The sequence below is a fragment of the Roseburia sp. 1XD42-34 genome (genome assembly GCF_009917385.1).
Taxonomy (GTDB): domain Bacteria; phylum Bacillota; class Bacilli; order Bacillales; family Amphibacillaceae; genus Virgibacillus.
In genome coordinates this window covers 55,963-80,375 of record NZ_QWLJ01000001.1, presented here as the reverse complement: position 1 = coordinate 80,375, position 24,413 = coordinate 55,963, and the positions used below count along the sequence as shown (strand labels likewise).

Annotated in this window: 21 protein-coding genes and 2 pseudogenes; 5 read left to right on the top strand and 18 right to left on the bottom strand. The window is 38.2% G+C overall.

Annotated elements, in window-relative coordinates:
* The first annotated feature begins 82 nt into the window (after positions 1–82).
* The gene (locus tag D1839_RS00355) at positions 83–319 is read left to right on the top strand and encodes a hypothetical protein (protein ID WP_120377909.1); all 237 of its coding nucleotides are present in this window, start codon (positions 83–85) and stop codon (positions 317–319) included.
* Positions 320–946: 627 nt separating this feature from the next.
* Positions 947–1,081: pseudogene (locus D1839_RS21205) on the top strand (GntT/GntP/DsdX family permease); the annotation flags it as partial.
* A gap of 380 nt (positions 1,082–1,461) precedes the next feature.
* On the opposite strand, the gene qoxD reads toward D1839_RS21205, so the two are convergent.
* The 5 genes from qoxD to D1839_RS00325 all read right to left on the bottom strand — a co-directional run bounded on the left by qoxD (position 1,462) and on the right by D1839_RS00325 (position 6,040).
* Complete coding sequence (gene qoxD, locus D1839_RS00345; protein WP_120377908.1) at positions 1,462–1,746, bottom strand: cytochrome aa3 quinol oxidase subunit IV; 285 nt, start codon at positions 1,744–1,746, stop codon at positions 1,462–1,464.
* Positions 1,747–2,343, bottom strand: coding sequence for a cytochrome aa3 quinol oxidase subunit III (gene qoxC, locus D1839_RS00340; RefSeq protein ID WP_120377907.1), 597 nt, complete (start codon positions 2,341–2,343; stop codon positions 1,747–1,749). It abuts the gene before it with no gap.
* Positions 2,343–4,289, bottom strand: a complete 1,947-nt coding sequence (gene qoxB, locus D1839_RS00335; RefSeq protein WP_120377906.1) for a cytochrome aa3 quinol oxidase subunit I — start codon at positions 4,287–4,289, stop codon at positions 2,343–2,345. Before qoxB ends, qoxC begins: the two co-directional genes overlap by 1 nt.
* 44 nt (positions 4,290–4,333) lie before the next feature.
* Entirely contained in the window at positions 4,334–5,284 is a 951-nt protein-coding gene (gene qoxA / locus D1839_RS00330; RefSeq protein ID WP_120377905.1) for a cytochrome aa3 quinol oxidase subunit II, read from the bottom strand.
* Positions 5,285–5,806: 522 nt separating this feature from the next.
* Positions 5,807–6,040, bottom strand: a complete 234-nt coding sequence (locus D1839_RS00325) for a hypothetical protein (protein ID WP_120377904.1) — start codon at positions 6,038–6,040, stop codon at positions 5,807–5,809.
* 210 nt (positions 6,041–6,250) lie between these two features.
* Between D1839_RS00325 and D1839_RS20655 the strand changes: the two genes are divergently transcribed.
* The 3 genes and pseudogenes from D1839_RS20655 to D1839_RS20645 all read left to right on the top strand — a co-directional run.
* Positions 6,251–6,412, top strand: coding sequence for a hypothetical protein (locus D1839_RS20655; RefSeq protein WP_158589571.1), 162 nt, complete (start codon positions 6,251–6,253; stop codon positions 6,410–6,412).
* 3 nt (positions 6,413–6,415) lie between these two features.
* Positions 6,416–6,670 (top strand): ATP-binding cassette domain-containing protein, encoded by a 255-nt coding sequence (locus D1839_RS20650; protein ID WP_120377903.1) that lies wholly within the window; start codon positions 6,416–6,418, stop codon positions 6,668–6,670.
* Positions 6,671–6,685: 15 nt separating this feature from the next.
* Positions 6,686–7,495 (top strand): annotated as a pseudogene (locus tag D1839_RS20645) (ATP-binding cassette domain-containing protein); the annotation flags it as partial.
* 443 nt (positions 7,496–7,938) lie between these two features.
* On the opposite strand, the gene D1839_RS00300 reads toward D1839_RS20645, so the two are convergent.
* The 13 genes from D1839_RS00300 to D1839_RS00240 form a co-directional block, all read right to left on the bottom strand.
* Entirely contained in the window at positions 7,939–8,694 is a 756-nt protein-coding gene (locus tag D1839_RS00300; RefSeq protein WP_120377900.1) for a GNAT family N-acetyltransferase, read from the bottom strand.
* Positions 8,695–9,395: 701 nt separating this feature from the next.
* Positions 9,396–10,820: a Na+/H+ antiporter NhaC gene (gene nhaC, locus D1839_RS00295; protein ID WP_120377899.1), complete on the bottom strand. Its 1,425-nt coding sequence runs from the start codon at positions 10,818–10,820 to the stop codon at positions 9,396–9,398.
* 119 nt (positions 10,821–10,939) lie between these two features.
* The gene (gene lpdA, locus D1839_RS00290) at positions 10,940–12,349 is read right to left on the bottom strand and encodes a dihydrolipoyl dehydrogenase (protein WP_120377898.1); all 1,410 of its coding nucleotides are present in this window, start codon (positions 12,347–12,349) and stop codon (positions 10,940–10,942) included.
* Positions 12,350–13,567, bottom strand: coding sequence for a dihydrolipoamide acetyltransferase family protein (locus tag D1839_RS00285; protein WP_120377897.1), 1,218 nt, complete (start codon positions 13,565–13,567; stop codon positions 12,350–12,352). It abuts the gene before it with no gap.
* Between the two features lie 12 nt (positions 13,568–13,579).
* On the bottom strand, positions 13,580–14,602 hold the full coding sequence (locus D1839_RS00280) for an alpha-ketoacid dehydrogenase subunit beta (RefSeq protein WP_120377896.1): 1,023 nt from the start codon (positions 14,600–14,602) through the stop codon (positions 13,580–13,582).
* On the bottom strand, positions 14,602–15,666 hold the full coding sequence (gene pdhA, locus D1839_RS00275) for a pyruvate dehydrogenase (acetyl-transferring) E1 component subunit alpha (protein WP_120377895.1): 1,065 nt from the start codon (positions 15,664–15,666) through the stop codon (positions 14,602–14,604). Before pdhA ends, D1839_RS00280 begins: the two co-directional genes overlap by 1 nt.
* A gap of 231 nt (positions 15,667–15,897) precedes the next feature.
* Positions 15,898–17,028 carry a Leu/Phe/Val dehydrogenase gene (locus D1839_RS00270; protein WP_120377894.1) on the bottom strand — a complete coding sequence of 377 codons (1,131 nt, stop codon included), beginning with the start codon at positions 17,026–17,028 and terminating at the stop codon, positions 15,898–15,900.
* A 14-nt stretch (positions 17,029–17,042) separates the two neighbouring features.
* Positions 17,043–17,438, bottom strand: a complete 396-nt coding sequence (locus tag D1839_RS00265) for a thioesterase family protein (RefSeq protein WP_120377893.1) — start codon at positions 17,436–17,438, stop codon at positions 17,043–17,045.
* Positions 17,439–17,638: 200 nt separating this feature from the next.
* Entirely contained in the window at positions 17,639–18,295 is a 657-nt protein-coding gene (locus tag D1839_RS00260; protein WP_120377892.1) for a GntR family transcriptional regulator, read from the bottom strand.
* A gap of 399 nt (positions 18,296–18,694) precedes the next feature.
* A complete protein-coding gene (locus D1839_RS00255; protein WP_120377891.1) occupies positions 18,695–20,104 on the bottom strand; it encodes an APC family permease in 1,410 nt (469 codons plus the stop codon).
* An 841-nt stretch (positions 20,105–20,945) separates the two neighbouring features.
* A complete protein-coding gene (locus D1839_RS00250) occupies positions 20,946–22,292 on the bottom strand; it encodes an aminotransferase family protein (RefSeq protein ID WP_120377890.1) in 1,347 nt (448 codons plus the stop codon).
* Between the two features lie 966 nt (positions 22,293–23,258).
* On the bottom strand, positions 23,259–24,059 hold the full coding sequence (gene yidC / locus D1839_RS00245; RefSeq protein WP_120377889.1) for a membrane protein insertase YidC: 801 nt from the start codon (positions 24,057–24,059) through the stop codon (positions 23,259–23,261).
* On the bottom strand, positions 24,005–24,379 hold the full coding sequence (locus tag D1839_RS00240) for a hypothetical protein (protein ID WP_120377888.1): 375 nt from the start codon (positions 24,377–24,379) through the stop codon (positions 24,005–24,007). The genes yidC and D1839_RS00240 overlap by 55 nt, the downstream gene beginning before the upstream one ends.
* Positions 24,380–24,413: the final 34 nt, after the last annotated feature.

Below are 24,413 nucleotides of genomic sequence, written 5' to 3'. Positions count from 1 at the left end.
ATGCACGACCACTATTAAATAAGAAATTCAACCAACAGAATATGAATTTTTGTTACCTTTTCTTAAAGGAGTGAAGGAACACATGAAAAATGAAAAGCTGTTAAATGCAACGAAGTATGTGGGAGCAAGTGTATTACTGATTGGAATTGCAATATTTTTATATGGATTTTTTGTAAGCGATTACAGTCAAATCACTGGAATTGGCATTGGTACTGTCATGGGTGCTGTGTTCATTTTTCTAATGGGCGTATTTTTAGTCGCTACAGAAGAAATGATTGATAACAGAAAGAAAAAGGGAAAAATGTATTCTAAATTTTAACGTACTTCTCGAATATCATACCTCTAGCCGTTTGCATTGGGTATGCAGACGGCTCCCTTTATGTATACGGTTAATTTTCACATCATCTCTGGTTTTAAGTTTTTGACTTAACATAGAAAATAGTGTTTAACTAAAAAAATTGACATAATAGGTAAGCATTCTTACATTCTTAAAAGGATCTGTGAGTTAAAACCGCTTTACCAAAGATGCTGGGAATTACTCTGAAGGGATTTGCAGTTTAAAACATCACCCGTTAAGTAAGCAGCATTATCTTCAGCTTAATCTAACATCAGTTCTATTCAGAAGAGGCGCTGGAATTATTTGCAAATCATATACATATGGAGCTTAAATGTTTACAAGATACTAGCTCTAATGGAGAAAGCTATGATAAAGTGAATCTTCCATCCATGGCGGTTTTCATTCATCCCCACGGCTTGTTAGTACTGTAATGGTATAATCTAAATGGTATGACCTAAAGGCCTCCCGAACGCAACAGGGCATTTAGGTGCTGGTATCTCCCATAGACTTGTTACAGTACAGATTATCCAACTCTTGTTTGTTGCCGCAATATCCCTACGTATAAGTTGTTTTTATAGACTAGGAAGTCAGTAAGTTGCATTAGGGGTAGCACAAGGCGTAGGACTAGCTGCAACCCATCATGCTGTACCACCGACTCCTGGCCCATTACGTGTTGCTGGAATTTTTGGTGCAGATATTGGAATGATGATTTTAAAGGGTTGTAAACCGTATGCTAGGAATTAAAAACGTGAAGGAACAAATATTAGTTTGGTCATTGCCACCTACTATTACTTGGTTTGTTTCCCTTATCATGTTGATTATTGCTGACCTGATTTCCCCCGGGTAATAATTCTCATACGTTCTTTTTTGTTCTTTTGTCCATCTAGATAAAGTTAATCTTCTATCTTCTATCCGAAGGTGTCCTTTTCATCCCCTACAGTTAGTTAGTAGTAGGAGGAACTCATTCGAATTAGAGTATTTCGTAGATGCTGTTATCACCACTTCGACTTACCAACAGCACCCCGCTCTCTAAACTCGAATTAAAAATCTAACAGTACCTTTTATAGAAGAGAAAAGGAGTCTCTAAAAATCGAAAATGAATTTTTAGAGACTCCTCGTTTATTTTATACGTATCCCCATATCATAGCTAATAAAGTACCTAGTACAGTAAAAATCGCTATCACGATTCCATAAATTACGCTAACATAGATAGATCCCTTATCGGTTGATTCACCAGCATGCATAAACAACACTACTTGCAATGTTGCTTGCGCAAACGCCGTGATTAAAAGAACCGTCATTCCTGCAGTAAATGACATATCCATGAAGTATACTACCAATGCGACACCTGTTAGAATGAGTGAAAACACAAAACCCATAACGTGTTTGGCTGGAAATAATTCCTTCATTTACATCATTCCTTTCAAGTAGACGAAGCTGAAAATGAAGATCCAAACAACGTCTAAGAAGTGCCAGTAAAGCGAGAAAATAAATGATTTATTAGCCGTTTGTGGAGTTAACCCCCGTTTTTTCACTTGCATCAAAATCATAATTCCCCAAAACAGACCAAACGTCACGTGCAATCCGTGTGTTCCTAAAGTCGTTAATAGGATCGAAGTGAAAGCACTCACTTGGAGCCCTGCGCCAACATTTACGTAATGTACAAATTCATAAATTTCAACGCCTAAGAACGCCGCACCTAATACAAGCGTAACAATGAAAAAGGACATCATTGCTTGCTTATTGCCAATTCTCATTGCGTGAACCCCAAGTCCAATGGTAAAGCTACTCGTTAATAATAGCAGTGTTTCAATTAATACAGGCGTGATTTCAAAAATTTCAGAGCCAGATGGGCCATTTCCTGTACGATCGAACAAAGTAAAATAGGAAGCAAAGAGCGTAGCGAATAACATCACTTCTGCTCCAATAAATATCCAAAATCCTAAAATATTTAAGCGACCTTGTTCCGTACTATATTCAAGCGGCTGTGTCTTATTGATATTCACTACTTAGCACCCCGCAATTCTACTTCTGATTTTTTAAGTTCTTCTGCCGATATATGATAGCCATGATCCTTTTCAAATGAACGGTGGATTAAACAAGCAATAATACCGATCAAGGAAGCAATGACTGTTATCCACATACTAAATACAAACCCGAAACCAAAGATGAAGAAAAAGACAGCCATAATAAATGGCACACCACTATTGTTCGGCATATGAATTTCTTTATAGCCGCCTTTAAATAATTTATGCCCTTTTTTCTTCGCGTCCCAGAAAGCCTGTCTGGAATTTACTTGCGGTGTAATAGCAAAGTTATATTCAGGTACTGGATTATGTGTAGCCCACTCTAACGAACGTGCATCCCACGGATCATCGCCGATATTTCTAGAAGCATATCGCGTACTATAATAGATATTGTACACAATAAGAACAAACCCGATTGCCAACCCGATTGCTCCGATAAATGAGAGCATATTCCATATTCCAAAACCAGTTGCTTCTGAGTAGGTATACATCCGACGTGCTTGTCCATCTAAGCCGGAAATAAACATTGGGAAAAACGCTAAACAGGTTCCCCCTGCGATAAACCAGAAAGCCCACTTTCCAATCCGTTCATTTAACATAAATCCAAACATTTTCGGCCACCAGTAAGTTAAACCAGCAAGCATTGCAAAAACAACCCCTGGAATAATTACTAAGTGGAAGTGAGCAACTAAAAACATCGTATTATGATATTGATAATCAGCGGAAGCCATACCGAGCATAACCCCAGTTACACCACCAATGGTAAAAATTGGGATAAATCCTAATGCGTATAACATCGGTACAGTAAACTGAATCTTTCCTTTCCACATCGTAAATAGCCAGTTAAATATTTTTATTCCTGTTGGTACGGCTATCGCCATCGTTGTAATGGAGAAAATACTATTAACTAATGCACCCTGCCCCATTGTAAAGAAGTGATGTACCCAGACAAGAAAAGATAACAATGAGATAACGACCATGGAAATAACCATCGTGTTATACCCATACAGATTTCTACGTGAGAAGGTTGGGATAATTTCACTATAAATACCGAAAGCCGGTAAAATTAAAATATATACTTCCGGATGGCCCCAAACCCAGAATAAGTTAGCCCAAAGCATGTCCATACCACCATTTGTTGTTGTAAAGAAATTGGTAGCAAACAAGCGATCCATGGTTCCCATTGCTAATGCAACGGTCAATACCGGAAAGGCAAATACAATGATGACATTAGTAATTAAACCAGCCCATGAGAACATTGGCATTTTCATTAATGTCATGCCTGGAGCGCGCATTTTTAGAATCGTTACAATAAAGTTAATCCCAGTAATTAGAGTACCTAACCCTGAAATCTGCAAAGAAAGCATGTAGTAATTCGTACCTACGGATTGACTTAACTCATTCCCAGCGAGTGGAAAATAAGATGTCCACCCAGAGCTTGGTGATCCACCAATAACAAATGATATATTGAGCAGCATAGCTCCCATAAAATAAAGCCAGAAGCTAAGTGCATTTAATCGCGGAAATGCAACATCCCGTGCACCAATTTGTAACGGTATGACAAAGTTCATTAGCGCAATGATAAACGCCATTGCCATAAATATAATCATGACTACACCGTGTGTTGTAAATATTTCATTATAATGCTGTGCATCAAGCAATGTATTTTCAGGCACAGCTGTTTGTGCCCGCATCATTAATACATCTGCTCCTCCACGGAATAGCATTAATAATGCGGAAATCATATACATGATACCTATTTTCTTATGATCCACCGTTGTCAACCACTCACGCCATAAATAGCCCCATTTTTTAAAATAGGTCAGCCCTATTACAATTGCAATAGAAGTTAAAGCTATAGCAACCATAGAGGCATATATAGCAGGACTGGGATGCGGTACGGCAAATCGTTCAAAAAATTCCATTCTCTCTTCTCCCTCCTGGAAAACCCTGTTGTAAAAACGGATGATTAGTCGTTATGTGCTTCGTACTCTGCAGCTTCCTTTTCATGTTCCTCTTGTGTAGCTTGTTCAGAGCTGGTGCTATCATGGGATGAATGACTATTCTTTTTGTCGTCTGCACCATGCCCCCCATGATGTCCCTCAGGAGGTGGCATAAAGTCCAAGTGAGTCCCAGTAAACGTTAATTGTCCTAAATGACCCGGTTCCAATATTTCATCGAATTTTTGTTCTGTGAGCGGTTCAGCAGTTTGTTTTACTTCTTTTACCCAGTCATCAAATTCCTGTTGCGGCATTGCCTTTACATTAAACGTATTTTCAGCAAAGCCCTCCCCACTAAAGTTCGCATTACGGCCCATAAATTCCCCAGGAGCGTCAGCACCTAAGTGCAATGTCGTAATCATATCAGACATCGCATATTTTTGTCCGCCAAGCTGTGGGATCCAAAAGCTTGTAATCGGTCCATAGGAATACAATTTGAATTCCAGCGGTCTATCAGTTGGTATATAAAGATAGTTTACCGTTTCAATATCCTGTTCTGGGTAGCTAAAATGCCATTTCCAATCGGAAGAAGAAGCGTAAACAACTAATGGTTCTTTATCTCCATAACCTTCAGGCTTTGCCTCTACTTCGTAAGTGCTTTTTACGGAAACAACCGATAATACAGCCACAATAAGTACCGGTATTCCAACAACGATAGCTTCCACTACTTTATTTCCTTCAATATGTGGAGGCTCATAGGAATCCGGCTGTTTTGACCCACGATATTTAATAAGTAAATAGATTAACATAACAAATACGGTAATAACGATAAACGCCATGATAGCAATAGAAATCCAAATCACATCTGCTTGTGTTTGTGCTTGTGGTCCCTTTGGATCAAGTACAGTTAACGGTTCACAGCCAGTCAACACAGCTATTACAGTGATTAGAGCCCCTATTATGGCCCATTTCAATTTCATAAGAGATGCCCCTCCCCCTAATTCTTGTTGTGTAATTATATTTGGAATAAAAGTTATGTTTCCTAAATTTCCGTTTTTTCATCTTAAAGCTTAGTAAAAGTGAATACAACCCCCATGCCTTAACCGTCAAAAAATGTTCACTAAAATTGTAACAAAATGTCGAACTTTTTTCGTATTAATTGTGTATTTTAATAATAATTATAAATAAAAACTATGTAAAAGCTTGTATATAATGAAGAATCAAGCTCAATATTTCACAATTAATGAGATGCATGATACCTAAAATACTTTTAAACATAAAACGATCATTTAGTATCATACTTAGTTAATAACTATTAGAGAATACTACAGCAAAAGATGCTATAGTTAACTAATTTCACTGCTCTCGCAAATATTGTTTTTATCAAGCTAGGTAATGGCATTATTGTGTATTTAATTGAAATAAAAAACAACCTATGAACGCTCTTCTTACTGCAACAGGTACAGATTCAATAATTACTCGATGTTTTTTCGCTCGATTATTCAAAGGACAGGCAACGTCCCATTACCTAGACTATATTTAAAGTGAGATAAGCAAAAATGATCATACCAACTATTTTTTAACTGATTGATCATTTTTCTGCTGTTCAAATAAAACTTCTTTGCATTTGCTTCATTAAAACGTTTTGGATAATTATGTGATTCGGGATAATTCTCAATAAACCCATAAATAGCACTATAAAAACTCCAGGAATCAACAAAATAAGCAACTACCATTTCGATCCCCAGCGAGTAATATGACCAGTAGCATTATAATGAGCATTCCACATTCTTACTGGAGATGTTATTCCAGATGAAGGACAAATAAATTGGCATCCAAAAGTTCAAGTTGGAAATTTAGAACAACATATCCAATTAACTGCTGATCAATCCATACAGGAATTTTTACAAGGTGCGTTTCAGGATTTATTTCAAGCAGAAGAGGGGATGCTGGCCATTACAGAGAAAATGCTCCTGACGCAAACGAAAGAACTCCAGCAATTCTTACAGCAATACAGCCAGTTGCAGACTAAATTAGATCAACATGATTTTTATCGTATCCCTGCAAAGATGCAAGAAGTTGCTGCTGGTCTTGGTATTTCTCAGTGAGGTATGGAAACGGATGTCAGCCAATTAAGCGGCAGGCAACGTACAAAATTATTACTGGCCAAGCTGTTGCTGGAGCAATCTGATGTCTTGCTATTAGATGAACCGACAAATTATTTAGACACTGCCCATATCGAATGGCTCACAACTTATTTACAAATGTATCCAAATGCATTTATACTCATAACGCATGACACCACCTTTTTGAATGATGTAGCGCAAATAATTTATCATTTAGAGCATAAACGATTAACGAGATAACTAGGCGACTACAAGCAATTTCTTCAAGCATATGGAATGCGCAGAAGAGAAATACGTCTCGAATATCAAAAACAGCAGGAAGAGATAAACAAACTTGAAGGGTATATTCAAAAAAATAAAGCGCGTGCTTCAACCGCTAAGCAAGCTAAAAGCCGGGAGAAAAAACTAAATAAGATGGAACGGATAGAAAAACCTAGCCATAATCCAAAGCCTATTTTCTCCTTTACGGTTACAACACAACCGGCAAATATTGTACTTCAAGCGACTAACTTAACGATTGGCTATGATAAGCCTCTATGTTCTAATGTAAATGTAAAATTGCAACGCGGGGAGAAAATAGTGCTCACAGGGCATAATGGAGTCGGCAAAACAACTACTTTAAAAACATTGCTAGGGGGGTTACAAGCAATAAGTGGGAACATATCGTTAGGCGACTGATTGCTTCCTGCTTATTTTGAACAAGAAATGCCTGGGATTGGAAAGCACATCGCTTTAGAAGAAATTTGGTTCGCATATCCTGAGTTGACACAAAAGGAAGTAAGGCAAAAGTTGGCACGTTGCGGGCTACGATCCGAACATATATTTCAAGAGCTGTCTACACTTAGCGGTGGGGAGCAAACGAAAGTCCGCTTATGCAAACGCATGTTAGCAGATAGCAATTTTCTCATCTTAGATGAGCCGACAAATCATTTAGACATCACAACAAAAAATGCTCTTAAAGAAGCATTAGAAAACTACCCAGGAACTTTAATACTTGTTTCACATGAACGAGATTTTTACCAAGACTGGATTACCCGAGTTTGGAATATGGAGGAATGGAAATAAGAAGTATTTCTTTTTAAAATAAAGAGGTGTTCAAAAAATCCAGTCAATATGGCGTGGTTAATTTGTTGTTTACCAACACCTATATGAAAAAATCGTAATACCACGCCATATTTTTCCAAACAAACTTCCCTGTATTTTTTATACTTTTAAAGAAATCCAATGGTTATTTTTTATATGAAAGTTTTGTCCTTATATACGTGATATCTTTCCTTAAATTTACAACAAATATGAAAGCAAATTTAATGGACTAATACTTTCTCTCAAGGAATACAATAAGCCTTTATTCAGTGGGTTTTCTTTGCTCCCCCGCGGCTTGTTAGTACCACTAAAGGCAAAGGGCTCTTACGAAATAGGGAGGCGTTTAGGTGTTGTTACCCCACTTAAACTTGTTGCCATACGATTGTCCAAATCCTGAAGTGGGAACAAGCACCTTATATGCGATTCTACAAATATACCTTTTGCGCTTCATATCGGAAACCACGGTAGCAATATCTTTGTTTAATATACATTTCCCGAGGTGTATCTTCTCCATCTGCTACTAAAATCACTAATTTATCAGAACACTGATTCATTACAAATTGCTGCAACCTACTCCCTATGCCTTGTTTACGATATTCCTCAAGCACAAAAAGATTGTCAATCTCCGCTGTACTTTTTCCAATAATTACGTCTACACAACCCGAAATATTTCCCCGGAAATACGACACAATTTGCCATTTGTTTGTATTTTGAAAATCTTGTCTATACACATCTCGTTGTGCTTTTGCAAACTCACTACCAAACAGCACATCCTGTTGAGATTTTAAATTTAAGTAGTCCATATAATCGTTTTCAGTAACAAATTGAATACTTATATTTGAATCTTTTTCAACATAAGGAAATTCCTTGGGTTTTATAGTAAAAAGTTCCAAATATCTATAATTATAATTATCTTCTATGAAATGCTGAATCAGCTCTTCTGTTGGCTTTATATTCTGCGGAAATGTAAACTTCACATGATGCTGACCATGCCTGGCATGGAAATTACGTAAATATCCAGCAGTCTGTTTAAATTCTTCCAACGATGGCATCCTTAAAAATTGCAGGAAATTACTATCATAGTGTAGTAGTTTATCTTTATTTTGATAATGAACGTACAAATCCGATTGTGCAACAACTTCACCAGCATGATAAATATGGTCGAAACTAATTTCACACATTATTATTCTCCTATCATTGCATAATTAAAAGATAAAGAAGATAAGATTCATAGTAACTGTCCTGTTGTTTTAAAGTAGTAAATGATTTCCATTTTATAATCATTTATACTACAATCAGGAATAACAAAAAACGACACCTTTTTTAATTATACTATACTTATTCATTTTTGCAGTAGATCTATGTATTTGGAGTCTATCAAAGATTCCGGAAAACTACTTCAAAGTGTATGGTTCATCCAGATTGCTGCTACCAAGTCCACAGTCGATATCCCCTGCTCCCTCACACAAGAATTAACATCAAATCAACTTTATTGTTCCTTTTTTCAAACCATTTGTTCGCAATAAATTACCGCTATTCTAAATAGGAAAAAGACCCCCAAATTCCCGGAAGTCCTTTACGCTTTCTATAGTTAATCTTCGTTCAGTTTACCATACATATCCCGATTTATTTATGAAGGTAGGCCTCAGTAATTCACACTAACCCTCGCTTGATAAAGTGAAACTTCATTCAGTGGGAGTTTTCTTCCATCTCCTACTAAATGATAGTATTTAGAAGAGCATGGCCTAAAGGCCCTTAAATGAATCGGCCATTTAGGTACCGTTCTTTCCCACTTAGACTTTGTATCCCTCAAGGTTTCGAAGTGGGAGTCTTACACCTTACATGCGGGATAAACATCCAGTTAAAAATACTACGCAATCCACTATACATTCACATTCCGAGATGTAGATTGAGCTCCCACTTCTGGATCTTTATACGTTAATGTCCAACCAGTATACCCATATAGCACCGTCAACAATGGAGAAAGTACGCAGAAAAAAGCAAATGGCAAGTAAGCCAATGTAGATACACCTAAAACAGAAGTAATAAAAACACCACATACACTCCATGGTACAAGCGGGTTAATCACTGTTCCTGCATCTTCCGCTACTCTTGACAAATTTTTGTTTAGCAGTCCTACTCTTGCATAGCGTGATTGGTATGTTTCACCAGTTAATAGGATCGATAAATACTGTTCACCAATTAAGACGTTAATTCCTATAGCAGTGGTTGCGGATGCTAAAATGACTGAAAACACCTTATTCAAAAGATGATCGATCGAAGCAAGTAATCGCGGAATAATTCCAAGTGTAAACAATAAGCCCCCCATACTTAAAGCAAGTAACACAAGGCTAATTGTAAACAACATGCCATTAATCCCACCACGTGTCAGCAAGGAGTCAATGCCCTCTACTCCTGTTTCTGAAACAAACCCATCCATAAGTATAGCAAATAGATTTCCTATTGATGGCGCACTATGAAAATAAGACATCACAATGGCAGCTAAGGATCCTCCCGTCAAAGTTAAAATTGCCGGTACCTTTTTAACGGATAGCACTAATAAAACGAGTAGTGGAATGACGCCATTTGCCCAATGAACTAACCCGGTATCCAATAAACCACTTTGGAACTCATTCATTTTTCCAAAATTTGCTTCTGTTAAGTTTGGGGATATAAACAGAAAGATAAGTAACGAGATCAAAAAAGCTGGGACTGTTGTTCCCATCATATTTTTAATATGTGCAAACAAATCAACCTGCAATGTGGATGACGCCATATTGGTCGTATCCGATAGAGGTGACATTTTATCACCAAAAAAAGCCCCTGATACAATCGCACCAGCAGTAATAGCTAAAGAGACATCAACAGCATCAGAAACGCCTATAAAGGCTACCCCTACCGTAGCGATCGTAGTTAAAGAACTGCCTACAACAACACCAATAAGTGCCGTAACTACAAATACAATAGCAAAATAAAAACTCGGAGTCACCAATCCAAAACCAGCATACATTAGAGTTGGTATCGTTCCACCCATCATCCATGCAGCAATTAATATTCCAATAAAGAAGAAAATAAAAATGGCCCCCATCCCCGATTTTGCTCCTTCGACAATTCCCTGTTCTATTACCCTATAAGAATTCCCTTTCGCAAGCCCGTAAATACATAGTGTTAATAGAGAAAGAATGAGCGGAATATGTGGTGCCGCTTCCAAAAAAATAATACTCGCACTGATAATACATACAATAAATACAGTCATCATTATTGCTTCCCAAAGTGGTGGTGCTTGCACAGCTTTAATACGATACATACCATCTTCCCCTTCTTATTATACTCACGTTAAAACAGTGACATATGGGTGTAATCGTTCGCTGTAACTATTGCTCCAACGTGTAACATGGAGTGTTAAATAAACTGCATACCATTTACTTATGAAGGTTTCATATGAATAGCACGATTCGTCAAGCCTTCAGCTGCTTCTAAAAAGGTTTCATTAAAACTCGGGTGCGGATAGAACGGAAAAATTAGATCTTCATCGCGCGCTACTAATTCCAATGCAGTAACTCCAGTACTAATAAGTTCAATCGCACCGAAGCCAACGACATGAAACCCTAACAACAGATCCGTTTTGGCATCTTTAACTATCTTTGTCACTCCATTTTTTTCCTTACCAATCAGGGCATAGCTGTTACCACTAAATCCAAACTGACTAGTTCTTACTTTGTAACCTTGGCGTATTGCTTCCTCTTCTGTCAATCCTACAACAGCAATTGGAGGGATACTGTGGACTACCGTCGGCATCATAGTTGTATCTATCTCGCTCGCTACTCCAGCAATAACCTCTGCAGCTACCTTACCCTGCTTCATTGCTTTTACCGCTGAAAGCTTCTCGCCAGTTACATTTCCAATCGCAAATATGGAAGGGATGTTTGTTCTCATTTCGTTATCCACTTTGATGAAGCCTGATTCCGAATAGATCATTCCTATCCGATTGATCCCTAATGATTCTATATTCGGCTTATGCTCTGTTTCCATATAAAGGTGTGTACCAGTTAAAGAAATTTCCTGACTATTGCTAGAAATCCTTACACAAACCTCACCATCGATAGAAGTTATATTTTTAATTTTATTTCCACCATACAGTTGAATCTTCTCTTTTTTTAACATCCGTTTTAATTCGCGATTAATTGCCTTATCAAATGGAAAATCCGCTTTCTCTGGTATGATAATGGTTACCTCAGCCCCTAACTTTCGATAACTAAATGCGACTTCTAAAGCAATATAATCGCTACCACAAACGATTAAATCTTTGGGAATTTCATGTAAGGCGAAAATCGTTTCCTCCGTCCATACAAAAGGACTATTTTTTAACAATCCAGGTAAAACAGGATAGCTGCCCGTTGCGATGATAGCATGCTGAAACGTGAATATAGTAAATTGGTGTTCTGTTTCCACTCCAAGCTTATGTTCATTGATAAAGTTTGCTTTCCCACGGACAATTTCTACCCGATTTGCTTGGCAAAGTTTTTCAATACCTTTACGCAATTGTTTAATGGTCGTAGTTTTAAAAGCCATTAGCTCCTGCATATCCAAGGATAGATCGCCTATTGAAATCCCAAATGCAGACAAGTGTTGCGTTTGATGCCATTTATTAGCGACATGAGTAAATATTTTAGATGGAATACACCCTTTATGCAAACACGTACCACCTAATTGTTCCTGTTCAATTAACGTAACTTGGTTTCCTAATTGAGCAGCACGTATGGCTGCATGATAGCCCCCTGGTCCGCCGCCAATAATAATTAGCTCTCTATGCTCTGCAAATTCCCCTACTACCATTTACATCAACTCCAATAGTAACTTTGTTGGATGCTCGATTAGTTCCTTAAAGCGATTTGTGAATGCGATCGAATGCGCTCCATCCATGACCCGGTGGTCAAATGTGACAGAAACATTCATCACACTTCGAACCTCAATCGCATCGTCTTTTATAACAACAGGTATTTTCTTTGTCTTATAAAAAGTCATGATCGCTGTCTCTGGGTGATTAATAATTGGTGTGGCTGCTATCCCACCAAGCGGGCCAACATTATTTACTGTGAAAGTCCCCTGTTTCATATCTGCTGATCTTAAGTCACCCGCCTTCGCTTTTTTTACGAGCGTCTTCATTTCTTCATTAATCGAGCGAATCGATTTTTGATCGGCATTGCGGATGACAGGAACCATTAGACCATCTTCTGTATGTGTCGCGATTCCAATAGAATAATGCTTTAATAAGCGAATAATCTCCTTTTCGGCCTCTAATTGCGCATTAAACATAGGAAATTCTTTTAGACAAATGACGACAGCCTTGATAAAAAAAGCAGCAATAGAAACAGATTCCCCCATCTCTTTTAATACGTTTCTTTCTGCTAGCAAATGCGTAAGATCTACTTCGTCATAATGAGTCACATGCGGAATAGTTTGTACAGAGTAACTCATTCTTTCTGCAATCCGTTTACGTATTCCAGAAAACCTGATCTCCTCTTGGACATGTTCCATCTTTGCAGTAGCGTTTTCCTGTTTTTCGGTCCACTTATCTGTCTCTGCTTGCTCAACAGCCTGATACACGTCTTGATCTAGTACACGCCCTGCTGGACCTGTCCCCTGTATTTGTTCTATATCGACACCTAGCTCTCTAGCGATTTTCCTTGTATATGGCGCTGCTAAAACGCGGTTATAAGGGTTAGTAACCGTAGTAGCGTTTATCTTTTTTGCTACAGTAGTACTTATGGATTGCAATGGGGTGTTTGACATCTCACTTAGAGACGCTGTAAATTCAGCTTCGGTGGTAATTTCCATAATGACAGTCCCTACCGTAACCATATCTCCTGCTTTATAATGAATCGATGCAACCGTACCCGCTGCGGGAGCAGGAATTTCTGCTACCATTTTATCCGTTTGTATTTCTACAAGCGGCTGGTCTACAGACACCTCATCCCCAACACCTACAAAATAATGACTTATTTCCCCTTCATTCATCCCTTCACCAATATCGCTAAGTTTTACTTGAACCAATGCGTTCACCTCCTAAAATGAATAAACTTTTTGAATCGCTTCCGTCACCCGTTCTGTTGTAGGTAAATACGCATGTTCCAAAGCAAATAACGGAACCGGTACATCAAAACCCGTCACTTTTTCAATTGGTGCACGTAAATAAAGAAAACTTGTTTCCATGATGACCGATACGATTTCACTGCCTACTCCTCCTGTTTCATGCCCTTCGTGAATAATAACGACTCTGCCTGTTTTTTGTACAGAATCCGCGATGATCGCTTTATCTAATGGATATAAAGTACGTAAGTCGATCACCTCACAAGAGATACGTTCCTCTTTCATAAGTTCAGCAGCTTCCATAGCTATAGGCATCATCGCTCCCCAGGCAAAAATGGTCACATCTTCACCTTGTAGGATGATCTCCCCTTTGCCAAGCTCAATGCGATAATCATGTGCTGGTACTTCTTGCCGCTTCCCACGGTATAAGCGCATAGGCTCTAAAAATAATACCGGATCAGGATCAGCTATAGAAGCTATCAAAAGTCCTTTTGCGTCATATGGCGTGGATGGACAAACTACTTTGATACCAGGCAAATGGACAAATAAAGCTTCTACGCTATCGGAATGAATTTCAGGCGATCGAACCCCCGCCCCGTATGGTGCACGGATTACCATAGGCATCGAATAATAGCCTAACGTTCGCGTGCGCATTCGTGTTACATGTGTAGCAATTTGCTCAAAGGCTGGGTAAACAAAGCCTAAAAATTGAATTTCTACAACGGGTTTTAGTCCATTTAATGCCATTCCTACTGCCGCTCCGACAAAACCCGCTTCACTTAAAGGTGTATCGATTACTCTTTTTTCGCCGAATTTGTTCTGTAAACCATCCGTTGCTCGAAATACGCCCCCATTTTTGCCAATATCTTCACCTAAAAGCAGTACCTTTGCATCCTTTTCTAACATCGTTTTTAGCCCATCATTAATCGCCTGAATCATTGTAAGTTCCTGTGCTCTAACCTGAACCTCCTGTTTGTTAGCCACTTTGGATAATGCCATTAGCTACTCCCTCCCATTGACAGAATATGCTGCTTTTGTTTTTCAATCGTCCATGTTGGCTCAGCAAAAACATGATCAAACATAGCAGAGACGTCTGGTTGTTCATATGTTTCCATGCATTTTATTGCCGTTTCTAATTCTTCTTGAATCCCTGCTTCCAACGAACCCCGCCACGCCGGCTTCCAAATACCACGATACTTCATATGCTTTTCCATGCGCAATAATGGATCGACCTCGTCCCGAATGCGATTTATTTCATCTTGGTCTCTATATTTAGACGGATCATCAGCTGTCGTATGAGCACCAAACCGCATCGTCACAGCTTCAATTAATGTTGGGCCCTTTCCTGTTCGAGCCCTTTCTAAAGCTTCAGAAACGGCAAAGTAAACAGCAAACGCATCCATACCATCAACACGAATACCTGGAATACCATATGCTGCTGATTTTTGAACAATGGTTTCTGAATTCATTTGTTTTTCAACTGGAAGAGAAATGGCATAGCCATTATTTTGATTAAAAAAGACGACTGGTGCCTTAAAAACACTCGCTATATTTATTCCTTCATGAAAGTCCCCTTCTGATGTTGCTCCATCTCCAAAATAGGCAATTGCCGCATTTCGAGTTCCTTTATATTCTTCAGCCATTGCTACACCAGTAGCATGCGGTAAATGCGTAGCAATGGGTATAGATGCCGGCATAATCTTTTTTTCCCTTGAAGGTAAACAACCCTCTATCCGCCCATTCCAATGTAACAACATTCGATCTAGGTCCGCTCCAAAGGTAAGCGAAGCTCCGTGATCTCGATACGTAGGGAACATCCAGTCTTCATTTCCAAGAGCCAACGCACTGCCCACTTGAGCTGCCTCCTGCCCTGCAAAAGGTACATAAGTTCCAATTCTTCCTTGCCTCTGTAAAGCTACTCCTTTCTGATCATAAGTTCGAATCCGTAACATATGGTAGTAAAACTGTTTTACTTTTTCTTCCGATAACACTTCCCTCTTCGATTCATCTAACCATTTACCTTCTTGATCCATTATCTGTAGTAATGGATACTTTTCTCGCATGAATATCCCACCTTTTCATTTATATCTCGTATACAATTGGTAGTAATACAGTTGCCTTCTACTTGGTGAAAAGTAACATGGATGTGAAACATCCAAAACAAATTGCTGGGCGCTTGCGCCAGATGTGGCTTATTTCATAAGCCGCTAAAATTAATGCTTTCTTATCTTTTAAGAAAATCCTAGCTGTATTAAAATTTCATTGTATACAGAAAAAAAGCTTAGTAATGATGATTAGTTGATGTCCCATTTAGGTCTGCGATTTCGACTGTAGAAGTTGTTTCTATTTCGTTGTTCTTCCAATCTTCTTGCATATTTACGATTTGCTGCTTCTACCGTGGTTATACGATTAGCTTGAGCTTCTGCGTATAATTGGAGGATCATTTGATAGATTGATTTCGTCTTTTGTAAAACGCGCTTCTTGTTCGCCCCATATTGTTCATCGGCAACTTGGATAAGACCACCAGCATTAACGATATAATCAGGTGCATATAAAATTCCCTTTTCATATAAAAGCTCTGCATCCGTTTCATGCGCTAGCTGATTATTTGCTGAACCAACAACCGCCTTCACATTCAGCATTTGTATGGTGCTTTCATTCATTACACCGCCCATCGCACAAGGCATAAAAACATCTGCATTTACCTGATAAATTTCTAGCGGACTGACAACATGCACAGCACTCTGAAATGTGTTAGCTTCTTCTAAAAACTCACTGATAACGCTTTCATTAATGTCCGTTACATACACCTCTGCGCCAGCTTCAAGCAGGTGCAGGGCTATTTTCCTACCCACCTTTCCCAGACCTTGTAATGCGTAAACTTTTCCTTCCAAAGCACTCGTTTGAAATAAAAATTGATTCGTCGCTTTTAGCGCATAAATAATGCCCTGTGCTGTTGGTATGGACGTGTCTCCACTACCTCCAAATGCTTCAGGTAGACCATTGATAAAGTTCGTTTCTTTTGCTGCATCAATAAAATCGTTCATTGTCGTTCCCATATCTGTACCCGTGTAAAATCTGCCATTTAATGAATCTACAAATTGCCCAAACGCTCGAAACATCGCCGGGGTTTTATCCTTTTTAGGGTCCCCAATAATGACTGCCTTTCCCCCACCAAAATCAACATCACTCATGGCACATTTAGCGGTCATTCCTTCTGATAAACGAAGCACATCATCTAATGCAGCATCAACACTTGAATATGGATACATACGTGTTCCACCTAGTGCTGGCCCTAAAGTGGTGTTATGTATCGCGATAATAGCTCTTAACCCCGCCTTCGGGTCGTTGCAAAATACAACTTGCTCATGACCACCTATTTTTTGAAACACATCAACCTCTTGCAAATGTTCTAATTGCTTCAATTCTCCAAACCTCCTTAAGTAGACGTTGTACGAACTTTTTCCTGAATTATTTCTTTTGGTAAAACAACCTGTTTTATTTTGCCTTTTCCAATTAATCCCTTCTCATTCTCCACACGTACCTCCGTTGTAATTTCTTTCTTATTTACACCCAAAACAATAGCAGTCAAATTAATGATGGAACCTAACCCCGAAGGAGCAACGTGTTGAACACTTACTGCTGCCCCCATCCCCTCTTCATGGTCTTCCAAATAAGGAATAAGCAACTGTCGGGACACCCATTCCATGTGATACACCATAGAAGCCGTAGAATAAACAGGGTGAACTACTTTCCCATCAAATTGAGCAAACATCTCGTTCGTTACTGTTATCGTTAATGTTTTTGTTTTACCAACATGCAACCCTGTCTTCAATTAATTTATCCCCCTTCCCAAAACATATATAAAATCATATATAATTCTGGACTTGTTTCTAAATTTTCGGTATATTTTGTATGTTAATATATATTCACGTCGCAGTCAACAGAGAACTGTAAACTATAATTTTTTTGATTTTCATTACACATGTGAAAGTATATCAACATGAAAATAAAAATCCAGATGATGTTATTTTCTCACCTGGACTGACCATTCCCAATCTGCATTAATACACCTTCTAATCCTTTTTGAATATGCGTTTTCATCAATGTAGTTGCTTTTGTTTCCTGACCATCAACTAAAAACTGGATCAGCTTTTCATGTTCACTTACAAAAGAAGGATAAAATTCTCCTTGTACCATCGTTATACGCATATAGTGAATTTTTGTCCTTATCACATCTAACAATTCTATTAATTGCTTATTTCTAGAAGCTTGAATAATGATATCATGAAATTCTTGGTCTAATTTACTCAACTCTATTGAATTCTTATGTTGATAAGCATGATAAGTCAATTCCAAATTATTTGCTAATTGCTTTTTTTCATTATCGGTTATTTGCTTAATAGCAAGACTGACAGCTAATGCCTCGAGGCTTTCTCGGCATTGAAAAATATCGACCACATCCTGTAACGTTGGTTGATACACCCTTGTATACCCATCATTATACGTTAATAACCCATCTTGAATAAGCATACGCATAGCCTCTCTTACTGGTCCTCTGCTTATTCCTAGTTTATTAGCGATTTTAGCCTCTACTATTCGCTCTCCTGGTCTATATCCCCCTTCTAATATTTCTCCTTTCAAAATAGCATAAGCTTGTAAATGAAGTGATTCCGGCTTTATAATTCGCATGGTTGGTAACCCCCTGTAGTTGATAATACCTAGTTTATTTAGTCTATAAATTCTGAATATAACCTATTATAACAAAATTATTATGTTTTGGTTACCTAAATTTTTCACGTTCTATTAACATACAAAGTTCTTTCGTAACAAAGATAAAATATTTCCATTTTAAGAAGCGATGCAGGAAAGATATATCAAAAGTAAATGATATGACAGCTTTGTAAAGTGAACCATTAACGAAAGGTTTTCTTTTATCCCCATTGATTGTTAGTACTGCAAGGGCATGACCTAATGAACCTGAAAACGAATCGGGAATTTAAATGTTATTATCCCCGCTTAGGCTTCTTTTATCTCATACGCTTCTCAAAGGGAGGAGCTTGCATCTACTTACATACTATTAAAGTAGAACTAAGCGATTCGATCTAACTCTTTTTTCATATATTCACTTGCGTATTCCTTCCCATATTTAGCCATTGAATAATGATACAAAATACATCCCAAGATGCTCCAAGCTCCGATAATAAACCACTCATAAGGCCAAGCTAAAGATGAAGGCATGCCTGGCATATACAAAATCACCACACCGATAGACATAAGGACAGCTAACCAACCAATTATTGTCCCTCCAGGAAGCTTGAATGGACGCCTCATATGTGGTGCTGTTTTTCGCAGCAAAATGAACGAAATGGCAACCATTAACCAAGCAACAACAAGTCCTAAGCCTCCTGCATTGACTAGCCATACAAGTGCTGGTCTTCCAAATAAAGGAGCCACCGTTGAAAGCAGTACAATTAACACAATTGCTCTGTGAGGTGTTTTATATTTTGGATGTAATTTCCCTAAGCATTTTGGTAACATTCCCGCATTGGCCAACGCATAAATAGCCCGACTCCCTCCAACATAGAACCCGATCCAACTCGTTAAAATACCCCCAATTCCACCAAGCACAAGCACATTCCCCATCAGCTTATTATCCCCAAATGCTTTTACCATTGCGTCAGCTGTCACTAGATTAGACTCGCTAAGTTCTGTTGGATTTAAAATACGAGATACTCCAAAAATAATTGCAATATACCAAATGACTGCTAACATAACTGAAAGAATAAGCAGCTGACCGATCTTACGTTGTGGTAAATTGATTTCCTCTGCAGCTTGTGGAATAACGTTAAAACCAACAAACATAAATGGTGTCATAATAATGACTGTAAATACACCAGTTGCACCTGCATAAACTAGCGGCTGCATATTATCTATACTACCTCCAAAAGTACTCCCCGTGATTAGCATCAAACCTGCTATGATAATAAACATCGTAAAAATACCCGTAATAACAGATGTAAGCTTAATCCCACGATAGTTAATCCAAGCAACCAGTAATGAACCAACCATTCCAACGCCTGCCCAAGTTATAGTAACATCCCAACCCGCTATCGTGTATAAATAACCTTGACTATAGTTAGGCACCATATACTCAAACACGGTTGGTAACGCCACTGCTTCAAATGCTACTACAGACACATAGCCAAGAATAATCGCCCATGTAGCAATAAACGAAGCTACTCTTCCCATCGCTTTAAATGTATACACATGCTCTCCGCCGGCTAATGGAAGAGCAGAAGATAATTCCGCATAGGTTAACCCTACAAATACAACAAGTAAACCGCCAATTGCAAATGCTAAAATCGCTCCTAGCGAGCCCGCCTCTGTTATCCATAATCCAGACGCAACGACCCAGCCCCAGCCAATCATGGCACCAAAGGCAAGTGCCAGCACATCTTTGTTTCCAAGCACCTTTAATAACTTATTTACATCACTCATTATTTCAATTCCTCACTTCCCCTTTATCTACATGTTCTTTAAAGTAACTTTTTCTGTGGATCTTTAAATCATGCGACTTTTAACTTACAATTTATAAAAACTACCAGCTTCTGTTTTCTGTTAGATAAAATCTTTTTTTTGCAACTAAGCTTACGATGAGGAAAAAATAGCAACAAATACATGGTGTATGGTAAATGGGCGCCCTAAGACTCATCGAGTAACCACTCAAAACCACTCCTGCATAAACATATACCAGCACTACTAGATATTATTTTACTGAATAATCGGAATATTACCGGTGCATGTGCCTCAGAAACAAGTAATGCCGTTCGAACTACCCAAAGCTCGGCAAATGCAAAAATAAAACAAGCGAATATAGGTACCATCAAGGAAACACAAATGACTGACTGAAATGCGCCCTATAAAACGACTCTTCAATTAGTAGAGGTTTTCATTCATCCCCCACAGTACGAAAATGGTATGACCTAAAGGCTTATGAAGTAGGACATTTAGATGCTGTTATCTCCCATTTAGACTTACTGCAGTACAAATTATCCAACTCCTCTAAGTGGGAGACAGCACCTTATATGCGGGATAAATAAACTATTTTCCATAAATCCCATGCCTATTTAAGTACCTTAAAGGGGGAGACAATATGCTTTCTGTTCTTCCAGCAATAATATAAACGGATGCGTTTTATTTTTCGGTTTACATAAAGTGAGAATAGAAATAAACAAAAATGATGATAACCACAATTACTAAATTCCCTTTCTCTCACCAACTACACTCGTTCCAGACAATTTGTAATCGGTTTCATTATCTTGAAAAACTTATCCTCTCTCTATCGTTTTATCCCAAGTTGTTGCTGAACTTTTAAAATTGCTTCATATATTCTTTCGACTAGTTGATCAACTTGTTCCTGATTTATAATTAGTGGGGGGGCAATACAAATAATATCCGTATTATTATAAGTAACTCCGCGGCAAATAACTCCACGCTCATGTAGTGCTTCAATCGCTTTTAAGGCTACCTGTTGGTCTTGAGTGAATCGTTTGTTGGAAGCAGGTTCTTTCACAAGCTCTACTGCGCCAAGTAAGCCTACAAATCGTACATCTCCTACAATCTGAAGGCTTTCTTTGATTTTTTGCAAGCCAAGCAACAGACTATTCCCCATCAATCGTGAATTTTCCACTAGTTGTTCTTGTTCCATGATTTCAATATTTTTCAAGGCAACAGCTGCACCCGTTGGATGTCCACTATAAGTGAATCCATGAAATAGCGTTCCAAGAGACTTTTCTTTGAACACGTCATGAATGGTTTCTGAAACAACGACACCTCCTAAAGGGAAATAACCACTAGTTACACCTTTAGCAAATGTTATAACATCAGGAATAACGTTCCAATTTTCGATTCCAAACATCTTGCCTGTTCTCCCAAAGCCTGTAATGACTTCATCAGCTACAAATAAGATGCCATAATCATCGCAAAGAGCTCTAATTCTAGGAAAGTAGTCATCTGGTGGTATTAATACGCCACCTGCTCCTTGTATAGGCTCTGCAAAAAATGCTGCCACTGTTTCTGGACCTGATTCTTCAATTGCTTGTCGTAAGGAAGCGATCGCTTGATCTGTTGTATTGTTATAATGTGTGTCTACATGAATAAAGTCAGTCATCATATGTCCTGCCATCCCCCAAAATTCCGGGATTCCCGTCACGCTTGTAGAAGCAGCCGCCACCCCATGGTAACCTCGCTTAAGCGAGATTATTTTTCGGCGTTCCGGTCTGTTTTGGATCTTCCAATAATGCCGCACTAGTTTTACAGCTGTATCATTTGATTCTGAACCTCCGGAAGTAAAAAACACAGCATTTAACCCTTCTGGTGTAAGAGAAGTGATTTTCTCCGCAAGTCGAATTGCTGGTTCATGGCTAAATGTGGAAAAAGCTGAACTAAACGCCATTTTTTTCATTTGTTCCGCAGCAGCCTCTGCTAATTCTTTCCTGCCATGACCAATATTCACATTCCATAACGATGATACGGCGTCCAAATAACATTTTCCTGTGATGTCCTTTAAATAAATACCGTCGCCTTCTTCCATAATGACCTTTGCCCCATTCTTTTGCTGTTGCTGAATCGATGAAGTTGGATGGATGAAATGCCGTTTATCCATTTCAATTAGATTATTACTCATTACCCATTCCCCCTATAAAATTATTACAAAACTCAGCTTTATGAGTTTCTCAACGATTTCTTTCTCTGTGCGTCTTCTTGCTCCATGATACACGCTTAAATTCCAAAATTGGTACTAAGTTGGCACAGCTATGCCAGGATAATAAGCATAGAAATAGCTTTATCACTACATATTATGAAAAATAAAACAAAAACCAGCCATAAAGTCAGAAAATACCAAAAGGAATTCTGTCCATATAACTGGTTTTCATCTAAGGACCCGCTTTACTTCAACAGTAAAGTCGATTAGACTTAGCAGTTTGGTTATGTGTGTTCAAAAACTGACATGAGATTTCCAGTGGATTTGTTACTGTTTCTAAGCGAAGCTTCCATTCCATTTTGCTCAAAACATGATCCAAAACTTTTCCATGCTAACCTTTTTAAACGAACAACATTTTATTTTTATTCGTTTAATTTTAACGAAAATCCAGTCAAATCACAACATTTATTTTAAATTTTCTGAGGACCCCATATCACGCAAAAGAATGGTTTAATAGGATGTGCGGTTAATTTAACTGGCGAAAATTTTTCTCGGTTCCATACCCTTTACTTTAAAAATAAAGGCACGTCATCCGATCCAAGGAATACGATCGTTATTGTAGCTTTAACGCTCCTTAACAATTGTAAGACATTACAGGTTGTTAGCGTACTACTATTTTATTAATCTTGTTGAAAAGTATGATAAATCTTATATTACTTTTTCTCTTCTCGTCTTTGTTATCAATTAAAATTTCGACAACTATTTCTGAACAAAATAAAGCGGCTCTTTCAATTAGAAAATAATCTAATCGGAAGAGCCGAATCCAAGTTTTCCCGCAAATTATTCTTTTTCAGTTTCCTCTATAGCGTGTTTTATATGCTGTATCCGTTTTTCTCCCTCGGTAATTAGCTTAATCACCATCATATACTATTACGACAATCCCCAGTATTATGACGATGACGTTTCTACCTGCTTGCTAATGGTGTGATCCGTATTTGCATCCTCACGATAATATAACTTTTTAGCAAGTAAGGTTTGTGAAACGAGAACCGTACCACTAACTGCCCAATATAACGGAAGTGCAGCTGGTGTACTAAACGAAATAAACCCGATCATAATCGGAGATATTAAACCCATTATAGCCATCTGCTTTTTTTGTTTTTCCTCTATACCTATCAAAGATACACGAGATTGCAAGAAATAAACAGCTGCTGCAACAAATGGTAAAATCATGTCCACTTGCCCCAAATCGAACCATAAAAAGGAGTGCGTTGCTATCTCCTGAGAGCTTCGAATCGCATGATAAAACGCAATGACGACAGGGAATTGCAACAACATCGGCAGACAGCCCATGGAACTTAATGGATTGAATTGATGTTTTTGGTACAGCTGCATCATTTCTTGCTGCATTTCCGCTTTCGAGGCAGCATCTTGTTTGTTCTTATATTTCTGCTTAAGGGAGTCCATATCTGGCTTCATTTGGTTCATCTTTGCTTTTATTTTTGCACCATTTTTGATTTGCTTAAATGCTAATGGCATTAAAAGTAAACGAATAAGCACCGTTATAAGAACAATAGAGAAGCCATAATCATCACCAAACAGCCCAGCAACATACTTAATCATTGGGGGAAATGGATTTTGAAAACCCATCATTCCTCCCTCTGCCTGGCATCCAGTAAGCAGAACAAGTAAAGCTAAACTAACAACACCGTATTTCTTAAGAAAAGTGAATATAAAATGATCGTGCATATTTTTCCTCCTCGTTGTATTAAATCCATAGCTCGTAACGAGAAGGAAGAGTGGCCTGTATCATCATCCGGTGCAGCGATTCGATTTGCCTTTTTAATGACCCATTGAAAGATTTCATCGCACATTCCGAATAGTTCTTGTATCGGTAATAAGCGATAACGTTCATTATGATTCTTTCTTATTTGCAAGTGATGCGTATCCATCATCTGCCCAAATTGAATAGCCGAAAACGAATATGCAGACGCCATCGTCAATAAGATACTTAAATAAAAGTAAACTGGTGAAACGTCATTAATGAGCTCATTTATTAATTCCATCATTTTATATTCACCTCCTTTAACGACTTATTTATCC

What these genes read in the sequence shown, in the direction of transcription:
- D1839_RS00355 (WP_120377909.1), top strand. Translation starts at nt 83, where the DNA reads ATGAAAAATGAAAAGCTGTTAAATGCAACGAAGTATGTGGGAGCAAGT.
- qoxD (WP_120377908.1), bottom strand. Translation starts at nt 1,746, where the DNA reads ATGAAGGAATTATTTCCAGCCAAACACGTTATGGGTTTTGTGTTTTCA.
- qoxB (WP_120377906.1), bottom strand. Translation starts at nt 4,289, where the DNA reads ATGGAATTTTTTGAACGATTTGCCGTACCGCATCCCAGTCCTGCTATA.
- qoxA (WP_120377905.1), bottom strand. Translation starts at nt 5,284, where the DNA reads ATGAAATTGAAATGGGCCATAATAGGGGCTCTAATCACTGTAATAGCT.
- D1839_RS00325 (WP_120377904.1), bottom strand. Translation starts at nt 6,040, where the DNA reads ATGGTAGTTGCTTATTTTGTTGATTCCTGGAGTTTTTATAGTGCTATT.
- D1839_RS20655 (WP_158589571.1), top strand. Translation starts at nt 6,251, where the DNA reads ATGCTGGCCATTACAGAGAAAATGCTCCTGACGCAAACGAAAGAACTC.
- D1839_RS20650 (WP_120377903.1), top strand. Translation starts at nt 6,416, where the DNA reads ATGGAAACGGATGTCAGCCAATTAAGCGGCAGGCAACGTACAAAATTA.
- D1839_RS00300 (WP_120377900.1), bottom strand. Translation starts at nt 8,694, where the DNA reads ATGTGTGAAATTAGTTTCGACCATATTTATCATGCTGGTGAAGTTGTT.
- nhaC (WP_120377899.1), bottom strand. Translation starts at nt 10,820, where the DNA reads ATGTATCGTATTAAAGCTGTGCAAGCACCACCACTTTGGGAAGCAATA.
- lpdA (WP_120377898.1), bottom strand. Translation starts at nt 12,349, where the DNA reads ATGGTAGTAGGGGAATTTGCAGAGCATAGAGAGCTAATTATTATTGGC.
- D1839_RS00280 (WP_120377896.1), bottom strand. Translation starts at nt 14,602, where the DNA reads ATGGCATTATCCAAAGTGGCTAACAAACAGGAGGTTCAGGTTAGAGCA.
- pdhA (WP_120377895.1), bottom strand. Translation starts at nt 15,666, where the DNA reads ATGCGAGAAAAGTATCCATTACTACAGATAATGGATCAAGAAGGTAAA.
- D1839_RS00260 (WP_120377892.1), bottom strand. Translation starts at nt 18,295, where the DNA reads ATGCGAATTATAAAGCCGGAATCACTTCATTTACAAGCTTATGCTATT.
- D1839_RS00255 (WP_120377891.1), bottom strand. Translation starts at nt 20,104, where the DNA reads ATGAGTGATGTAAATAAGTTATTAAAGGTGCTTGGAAACAAAGATGTG.
- D1839_RS00250 (WP_120377890.1), bottom strand. Translation starts at nt 22,292, where the DNA reads ATGAGTAATAATCTAATTGAAATGGATAAACGGCATTTCATCCATCCA.
- yidC (WP_120377889.1), bottom strand. Translation starts at nt 24,059, where the DNA reads ATGCACGATCATTTTATATTCACTTTTCTTAAGAAATACGGTGTTGTT.
- D1839_RS00240 (WP_120377888.1), bottom strand. Translation starts at nt 24,379, where the DNA reads ATGATGGAATTAATAAATGAGCTCATTAATGACGTTTCACCAGTTTAC.